This window comes from Faecalicatena sp., assembly GCF_058819085.1.
In genome coordinates this window covers 23,127-30,572 of sequence record NZ_JBZUUL010000022.1, presented here as the reverse complement: position 1 = coordinate 30,572, position 7,446 = coordinate 23,127, and the positions used below count along the sequence as shown (strand labels likewise).

At 44.4% G+C, this 7,446-nt stretch carries 8 protein-coding genes; 4 read left to right on the top strand and 4 right to left on the bottom strand.

Features of this window, described 5'->3' with window-relative positions; genetic code table 11:
- Positions 1-179: 179 nt before the first annotated feature.
- Entirely contained in the window at positions 180-404 is a 225-nt protein-coding gene (locus AC4OGX_RS10995; RefSeq protein WP_493330486.1) for a chorion class high-cysteine HCB protein 13, read from the bottom strand.
- A gap of 180 nt (positions 405-584) precedes the next feature.
- On the opposite strand from AC4OGX_RS10995, the gene AC4OGX_RS10990 reads away from it, so the two are divergent.
- Positions 585-1,499, top strand: coding sequence for a S8 family peptidase (locus AC4OGX_RS10990; protein ID WP_493330484.1), 915 nt, complete (start codon positions 585-587; stop codon positions 1,497-1,499).
- Here the strand turns inward: AC4OGX_RS10990 and AC4OGX_RS10985 are convergent.
- The 3 genes from AC4OGX_RS10985 to AC4OGX_RS10975 all read right to left on the bottom strand — a co-directional run bounded on the left by AC4OGX_RS10985 (position 1,488) and on the right by AC4OGX_RS10975 (position 3,698).
- Positions 1,488-2,048: a sugar O-acetyltransferase gene (locus tag AC4OGX_RS10985; RefSeq protein WP_493330482.1), complete on the bottom strand. Its 561-nt coding sequence runs from the start codon at positions 2,046-2,048 to the stop codon at positions 1,488-1,490. The two genes, AC4OGX_RS10990 and AC4OGX_RS10985, sit on opposite strands and share 12 nt — an antisense overlap.
- 101 nt (positions 2,049-2,149) lie before the next feature.
- On the bottom strand, positions 2,150-2,509 hold the full coding sequence (locus tag AC4OGX_RS10980) for a sensory rhodopsin transducer (RefSeq protein ID WP_493330480.1): 360 nt from the start codon (positions 2,507-2,509) through the stop codon (positions 2,150-2,152).
- 13 nt (positions 2,510-2,522) lie between these two features.
- Positions 2,523-3,698 (bottom strand): M24 family metallopeptidase, encoded by a 1,176-nt coding sequence (locus AC4OGX_RS10975; protein WP_493330478.1) that lies wholly within the window; start codon positions 3,696-3,698, stop codon positions 2,523-2,525.
- A 241-nt stretch (positions 3,699-3,939) separates the two neighbouring features.
- Here AC4OGX_RS10975 and AC4OGX_RS10970 point away from each other — a divergent pair, with 241 nt between their 5' ends.
- From AC4OGX_RS10970 to AC4OGX_RS10960, 3 genes are all read left to right on the top strand, one after another.
- On the top strand, positions 3,940-4,977 hold the full coding sequence (locus AC4OGX_RS10970) for a LacI family DNA-binding transcriptional regulator (protein WP_493330476.1): 1,038 nt from the start codon (positions 3,940-3,942) through the stop codon (positions 4,975-4,977).
- 196 nt (positions 4,978-5,173) lie between these two features.
- Positions 5,174-6,352, top strand: a complete 1,179-nt coding sequence (locus AC4OGX_RS10965) for a M24 family metallopeptidase (protein ID WP_493330490.1) — start codon at positions 5,174-5,176, stop codon at positions 6,350-6,352.
- A gap of 28 nt (positions 6,353-6,380) precedes the next feature.
- Positions 6,381-7,373: a sugar ABC transporter substrate-binding protein gene (locus AC4OGX_RS10960; RefSeq protein ID WP_493330475.1), complete on the top strand. Its 993-nt coding sequence runs from the start codon at positions 6,381-6,383 to the stop codon at positions 7,371-7,373.
- The last annotated feature ends 73 nt before the right edge of the window (positions 7,374-7,446 follow it).

Genomic DNA, 7,446 nt, shown 5'->3' with positions numbered 1-7,446 from the left:
TTAAAATATTACAAAAAAACACAGGGCACGACTTAAACTCATACTCTGTGTTTTTTCTGCTATGCCTCTAATGCCTTAGCTTAATGACATTGGTCTTACGGCCTCAGCGATTTTTCCTTTAGGGCTGTTTTTGACAGCCCTTAGAATTTTTTACGTTTGGTTAAAGCATGGTGAGCTGATTAGCATCCACATCCGCCGCCGAAGCCATTGCCGCATCCGCCGCAGCATACCAGAAGTAAGATGATCCACAGGCAACTGTCATTGCCGCCGCATCCGTTGCCGCATCCACCGCCGAAGCCATTTCCGCAGCAGCAAAGCAGGATGATAATCCACAGACAAGAAGAGATACCTCCACCATTATTTTCGCATCCACATCCGCAGTTTGTAGCACTTAAATCACTCATGTTAAATCCTCCATATATGTTTGATTACAGTTCATAATATGTAGGGGGTTCCAAATGTGTGAGAAGATTTCCGGAAAAAGATGAAAGAATTTTTGTAAGCTTCATGATCCGGGTATTATTTCCTTAATAAAGGTAGATGTGGACAGACTGTTTGAATACTCTATAAAAAAGGGTATTACTATGAAACGGGTAAAACAGACGGTAGAGTATTGGTGCGCCGACATTCTGACAGGGCAATACCTGGGACAGGGTATACGTGCGGCAGTGCTTGATACAGGAATCACCCTGCATCCTGATTTTGACAGCAGGATCATCGGTTTCCGGGATTTTGTAAATCATAGAGAGAAAATTTATGATGACGGGACACATGGGACTCATGTCTGCGGGATCCTGGCAGGGAGCGGGAAGCTGTCTGCAGGAGTCTATGCAGGGATGGCACCTAAGGCAGAGATCTTGATGGGAAAGGTGTTAGATCATACGGGAAACGGTTCTGTGGACCATGTGGTTGCCGGAATCGAATGGATACTGGATATTTATAAGAAGACACAGATCCGGATCGTAAATATTTCTGTGGGAACACAGCCGGGCCTGGAGGAAGAGCAGGAAAGGCGTCTGCTGGATGCAGTTGAGGCGCTCTGGGACGAAGGTCTTGTCGTGGTCGTATCGGCCGGAAATTACGGACCCGGTGAAGGGACCGTTGCGGTTCCCGGAACGAGCAGAAAGGTGATCACGGTGGGGGCTGTGGGAGATAAACAGGCTGCCGTCATGGTACGGGGCGGAATCCCCAAATGGGACTATTCGGGGAACGGACCGACCCGGGAGTGTATCGTAAAGCCGGATCTGTCAGCGCCGGGGACGAATATTACGAGCTGTAACGGGGAATACACGACAAGATGGCAGAAGCCCTATGTGGCGAAAAGCGGGACCTCAATGGCAACCCCGGTAGTTTCCGGGGCGATCGCCTGCCTGCTTTCTAAGTATCCGGATATGACGAATGTGGAGGTGAAATTGAGGCTGCGGGAGACTTGTGTGGACACGGAGTCTGCACCTCAAGGCTGGGGGCTGCTTCATGTGAGTAAGCTTTTAGGGAAATAGAGAGCGGATCGTCCTGCATGGAACGCCTCCGGCTAAAACACCGGCAGGAATATTACGGGTAACTACACTGCCGGCAGCAATGGTAGTATTATCACCAATAACCACTCCAGGAAGAATGGAAACATTGGCTCCGATCCAGACGTGGCTTCCTATGGTCACGGGATAGGCATATTCTAAGTTCAGATCTCTTTTTCTGGGCATGAGCGGGTGGCCGGCTGTGTAGATACCGCAGTTCGGGGCTATGAATACGGAGTCTCCAATCGTGACATCTGCGCAGGCGATAATGGTAAGATTATAATTGGCAAAGAAATCCCTTCCAATTGTTACGTGATATCCAAAGTCACAATGAAGAGGCTGTTCTATTTTAAAGTTTGTTCCGATGGACTTAAAAAGAGCATGGATATATTCTTCACGCTTTTGGATATCTATAGGTGAGAGATTGTTATATTTCCAGCATAAAAGCTGGTCTTTTTGCAGTTCTGCCTGCAGTTCGGGATCGTCATTGGGATTATATAATAATCCAAGAGCGGCCTTTTCCTTTTCTGTCATAGCGGGTCTCCTTATTCGATTCAGAATATACTGTCATATCATATTTTGCGAAAGGCTCCGTTTTACTAAGGAGCCTTTCAAATTACTGGAAGTTTTGTAGATTACATTGAAAAACCCTGAACTGGATAGTAGGCCATGTCCTTTCTCCTGTCCAAACGCCCGAAAACTGCTACAATGGGGACTGAACTTTTTACAATGAGGGCATATTGTCCCTTAGGGACAGAGTAGCCTTCCTCTCCGATGGGATAATCCAGCCGTGTACAGCTGACTCGTTTTGCGGGAAGCCGGAGGATGATCCCATTTTTAGGCTCTGCATGTTCAAATAAAAATTCTAATTCTATCTGCGCATCCTGATCTGTTGTGTTTGCCAGCATGAGTGCCTCATGTCCTAACGGCTCTAGATCGCCTTGCGGAGGGAGATCTCCATCTGCGAAAACCCAGATATTTTTACCAATTTCCATATGAAGCTCCTTTCTAATCGATATCCGTGGTAATGAGCTGATCCATCTCAGGGCTGAGCGGTTCGCACCCATCTTGTGTAATGACATATCCGCTTTCTACTCTGGCACCATACAGAGTTGGATGTCCAAAAAAGCTGACATCGATACAAATCGTCATTCCTGGTACAAGCTCATTGGTTCCGTTTGGCCCATAGAATGGGCTTTCAGCCTCCATTAATCCAATCGTGTGGGCAAACGGGCAGACAAGGTAATCGATCAATCCATGTCTGGTAAACAGATCCCGTGCCGGTCTGTCGATTTCTATGCCACATTTACCGGGCCGCAGCATTTCCTTCGTAAGCCTCACGGCTTCACGCAGGATGTTAAGGCTGTCTCTTTGTTCCTTGGTATATTCTCCAGAGACTGGAACTGTTTCGCCAAAGCAGCCAGCGTAACCGTTGATCCGTGGGGCAACGCCTAACATGACCCATTCTCCATTCTCAAGCTGTTTATTAATTGCAGTCGGAACAACAGCATTTGTTCGTCTTCCGCTTCCTACGATCGTACCATATGCAAAACTATTGGCGCCTGCTTTGCGGCAGACATACTCACCTTCGGCAGCAATTTCGTACTCATATGCACCTGGAGCAACTTTCTTTTTCATGGCAAGATAAGCTTCATATGTAAGTCCAAAAGCAGTCCTGACATTTTCTATCTCCCAGTCGGATTTGAAGGAGCGCAAAAGTTCGTATTCATCGGTGATATCCACTAATTCGATCCCTTTGAAGCCATTCTCAAACTGTGTAAAAACAGCGTGCGGAAGAGTATTCGTACCGACGATGCCGACTCGTCTCAGAGTAGTGCCGCCTCGCAGCAATTCATCATTGAGCATATTGAAACTGATGATCTCGGCATTCGGATATTCCTCATCGGGAACCATAAAGACCGGAAAATTACGTGTTGCCTTGATAGCGCTGTTCATTTTTGCAAATGGCTCACTTTCAGGGCCGCCTAGCAGAAGAGGCTCTCCATTGATAGGGAGAAGTACGGCTCCTTTCTCAAATTGAGGGCACCACCCAGTCAGATACCATCCATTCGCGATATTTAGTTCATCATAATAGATGAGGGCTGCATCGAGATGGTTTTTGATGAGAATATTTCTAATATTCTGGATACGTTTCGTTGTTTCAGATTCGTTATAATATGACATAGTTTTCCTCCTAAGTATGAAAGATAAGTTATTGGATATCTATAATACCTAAAAGCAAATGTAATCGTTTACAATATTAATAACATATGGATGATGAATTGTCAAATATTTTTTAATAAAACCGATAGAAATCATAAAAAAACGAAAAAATAAGAAAGTTATTGACAAATTGAAAACAAAATGTTAGGTTATAATTAAAAGTAAACGATTACAAAAAAGAAGAGAAAATCGGAGAAATAAGATGTCAATTACACTTAAAGAATTAGCTAAAAAGAACAATTTATCAGTGGCTACTTTTTCGAGAGTATTAAATAACAAAGGTAATGTAAAAGAAGAAACCAGAATCCTTGTAGAAGAAGCCCTGAAAGAAGCAGGCTACATACCAAATAAAATTGCCAGCTCTTTAAAGAACAATAGTACGAAGACTGTTGGGATTATTATCCCGGATATCTGCGAGATGTTTTTCTCCGGGATTATTTCCGGGATAGATACAGAGCTTTCTAAGCAAGGATATGCCATTCTTCTGGCGGATTCAAAGGAACAGCTGGACAAGGAAGAAAAGTATCTGAATCTCTTTCTTCAACAGAGAGTAGACGCTCTGGTATATGCAACTTCTTTTATCAATGACTGTGGGGCGGAGATATATTTAAGGGCGGGAATACCGGTTGTTTTTATTGATAATCTTCCAAATAATATTAAAATGCCGTATGATGCCGTACTTACGAATAATTATGAAGCCGGGCGGATGGGTGCGAAGCATTTATTGGAACTGGGACACAAGAATATAGCAGTTATAACCGGGATTGATGCGACACCAAGCAGTGAAAGACTCAACGGTGTCCGTCAGGAATATGCAGCTGCCGGATATTCAATACCGGATGAGCTTGTTACATATGGCTATTTCAAGGAAAAAGACGGTGTGGAATGTATGGCAAAATTATTAGATCAGAAGGAAAAGTATCCATTTACCGCGGTAGTTGTTATGCATGAGATGATGGCGGCGGGAGCCATTAAAGTGATCAAGAGTCATGGGCTGAGGATACCGGAGGATATCTCTTTGCTGGGATATGATATTCATGACCGGATGGGACTTGCAGTACCTGCGATTACGACAATCAAACAGCCGGAGGAGAAGATAGGCAACATTACGGCAAAATTATTGCTGGATCGGCTTAATGCAAAGCAGCAGGAAGGGATCGAGGCGATGAATCGTGAGATTGGACAGAAGATTCTGCTGGATCCTATCTTCGAAAAGCGTGAAAGCTGCATTGCTATCTGATGAGATAGCTATGCAGGAATCACTGCTGATCCAGAGATAAAGAAAAAATAGTAGAAAGGAATGTTAGCAAAAATGTAATCGATTACATTTTATAGGCCATAAAGCAAATAGTAAATCGTTTGTAACTGTTGGAGCGGACGATATCTGGATAGGATAAAGATCCGGATATTACCTTAGGGAAAGGAGGAGACTTACCATCGGATATTATCACTTAGAGGAAACAAAAAAACGGATCAGTAAGGTACAAAAGCTCTTAGATGAGCGGGATTTACAGGCGGCATTCATCTATTATAATGCGGCAAATGTTGCAAATGAATGGTATATTACGGGCTGGTTCCCTCAGTTCGAGGACGGAATACTTATGATTCCAGTAAAGGGAGAGGCAATGATATTAGGCGGCGCAGAGAGCGAGGAATTTGCGCATCTCGATTCTGCTGTGAAAGAGACAAGGAATTTCAACTTGTTTATGCAGCCGGGACTGGAATTTTTCCATTCCAAGATGTATGACTTTAGAGCTTTATTGGCAGAACTTTGTGAAAAGGGAATTCAGCTGAAGAAAATCGGGGTTGTAGGGTTTCATAATATGCCGGCAGGTCTTTATAAGGTGCTCATGGAGGAATTTAAGGAATGCCATCTGGAAGATATTACCATTAGCTTCGAACGGCTGCGTCTTGTAAAATCAAAATGGGAACAAGAATGCATCAAGCAGGCAGGAAGGATAGCGGAAAGTGCCTATTTTGAGATGCTGGGTGCCATTAGATCAGGTGCATATGAATATGAAATAGCCGCTGCAGGTGAGTCAGTGTCTCGTATGAAAGGCGCAAGCGGATTTGGCTTCTCTACAATTATTGCATCAGGAGAAAGGATCAATGCGATCGTGCCAACTCCGTCAAATGTGAAAAAATTAAAAGACGGCGAGATGATCGTCATGGGAATTGCTCCCGGGTGGAATGGATATACGGGAACAGTAGGTGACACGGTTCCGGTAAGTGGGAGCTATACGGATGAACAGCGTACGCTGATGAATCATCTTAGGGAGGCTTATCGGCTTTGCAGGGATGCATTGAAGCCGGGCAGGACAGTTGCACAAGTAGACAGGCCGGGAATGGACTATTTGAGAAGACATGGCTATGGGGAACATTTGGTATGCCAGTTTACGCATTCTACCGGGTTGATGGAATGTGAGGGAGTTTATTATCTGAATCCAAATAGTGAAATCGTACTTGAACCAGGAATGGCGGTCAATCTGGATGTAAGCCTGTTTGGACTTCCAAGTTTATGTGGAGCACGGTTAGAGGCTGGATATTTTGTTACGGAGAAGGGATATGAGCCTATTTCAGAAAAGTTTGATGAGCTTTTTACAACCGAAATCTAATGAAAACCAGTGGGAAAGGAGAAAGATTATGAAAAAGAGAAAGAGCCAGTTTGCGATTGTTTTGTTGTGTATAGCAGCGTTGCTGCTTACTGCGTGCGGTGGTTCCACGAAAGAGAATGATGGTGCAGGGGATTCTGGGAGTAAAAAGGCTTCCGATGAAAAATTGAATATCTTCTATACAAATGCGATCCTGACCGCTCCTTATTGTGCAGTTCAGCAGAAAGCGATGCAGAAATATGCGGACGAGAATAACATTAATCTTCAGTCAGTTGATGGCAAAGAGGATGCACAAACACAGCTGGACCAGATTAAAAATGCAGTGACACAGGGGGTGGACGGAATTATTTATTTCCCAGGTGACCAGGCATCTACGATTCCGGTTGTTCGGTATTTGGATGAAAGCGGTGTTCCATTTATTGTTTTGAATTCAAAGGTTGACGAATCCGTAGAAGATCTGGTGCCATCTTATGTGGGTTCTGATTATGAGGCAATGGGGGAGATTGCCGGCGAGATTGCAGTAGATATCTTAGGAGAGAAAGGCGGCAATATTGCTATTATCAATGGACTCCTGGGTACGGAAGTACAGCTTTCCACTTATGAAGGCTTCGAGAAGGTGATCAGTAAAAATCCGAATATTAAAATACTTGCAGAGCAGGCAGCAGACTGGGATACTGCAAAGGCCATGACTGTTATGGAGGATTATCTCACCACATTCGGAGATGAGATTGACCTTGTGTTTGCAATGGATTCCGGCATGACAAAGGGGGCAGCATCGGCGATGCAGGATGCAGGAGTCTATGGTGATATCCCTGTTGTAACAAGTGACCAGGGGCAGTTTGTATTGGATGCGATTGCATCAGGTGATATCAAAGGAACAGCAAAGCAGGATCCTCAGGAAGAGGGCGAACTGGCACTGCAGACGCTGGTGAAGATGATTCGGGGCGAAAAAGTAGAAAAATGGGTAAAACTTCCTACGGAAATTATTGATAAGGAAAATGTAGACCAGTTTGCAGGGTACTAAAAGTTAACAGGGGGTGCCAGTTAAAATGGCACTCCCAACCATGGATAAAAGAGGTGAAACAGTTTGTGCGGGT

Coding starts and splice junctions, on each gene's coding strand:
- AC4OGX_RS10995 (WP_493330486.1), bottom strand. CDS start 404: ATGAGTGATTTAAGTGCTACAAACTGCGGATGTGGATGCGAAAATAAT.
- AC4OGX_RS10990 (WP_493330484.1), top strand. CDS start 585: ATGAAACGGGTAAAACAGACGGTAGAGTATTGGTGCGCCGACATTCTG.
- AC4OGX_RS10985 (WP_493330482.1), bottom strand. CDS start 2,048: ATGACAGAAAAGGAAAAGGCCGCTCTTGGATTATTATATAATCCCAAT.
- AC4OGX_RS10980 (WP_493330480.1), bottom strand. CDS start 2,509: ATGGAAATTGGTAAAAATATCTGGGTTTTCGCAGATGGAGATCTCCCT.
- AC4OGX_RS10975 (WP_493330478.1), bottom strand. CDS start 3,698: ATGTCATATTATAACGAATCTGAAACAACGAAACGTATCCAGAATATT.
- AC4OGX_RS10970 (WP_493330476.1), top strand. CDS start 3,940: ATGTCAATTACACTTAAAGAATTAGCTAAAAAGAACAATTTATCAGTG.
- AC4OGX_RS10960 (WP_493330475.1), top strand. CDS start 6,381: ATGAAAAAGAGAAAGAGCCAGTTTGCGATTGTTTTGTTGTGTATAGCA.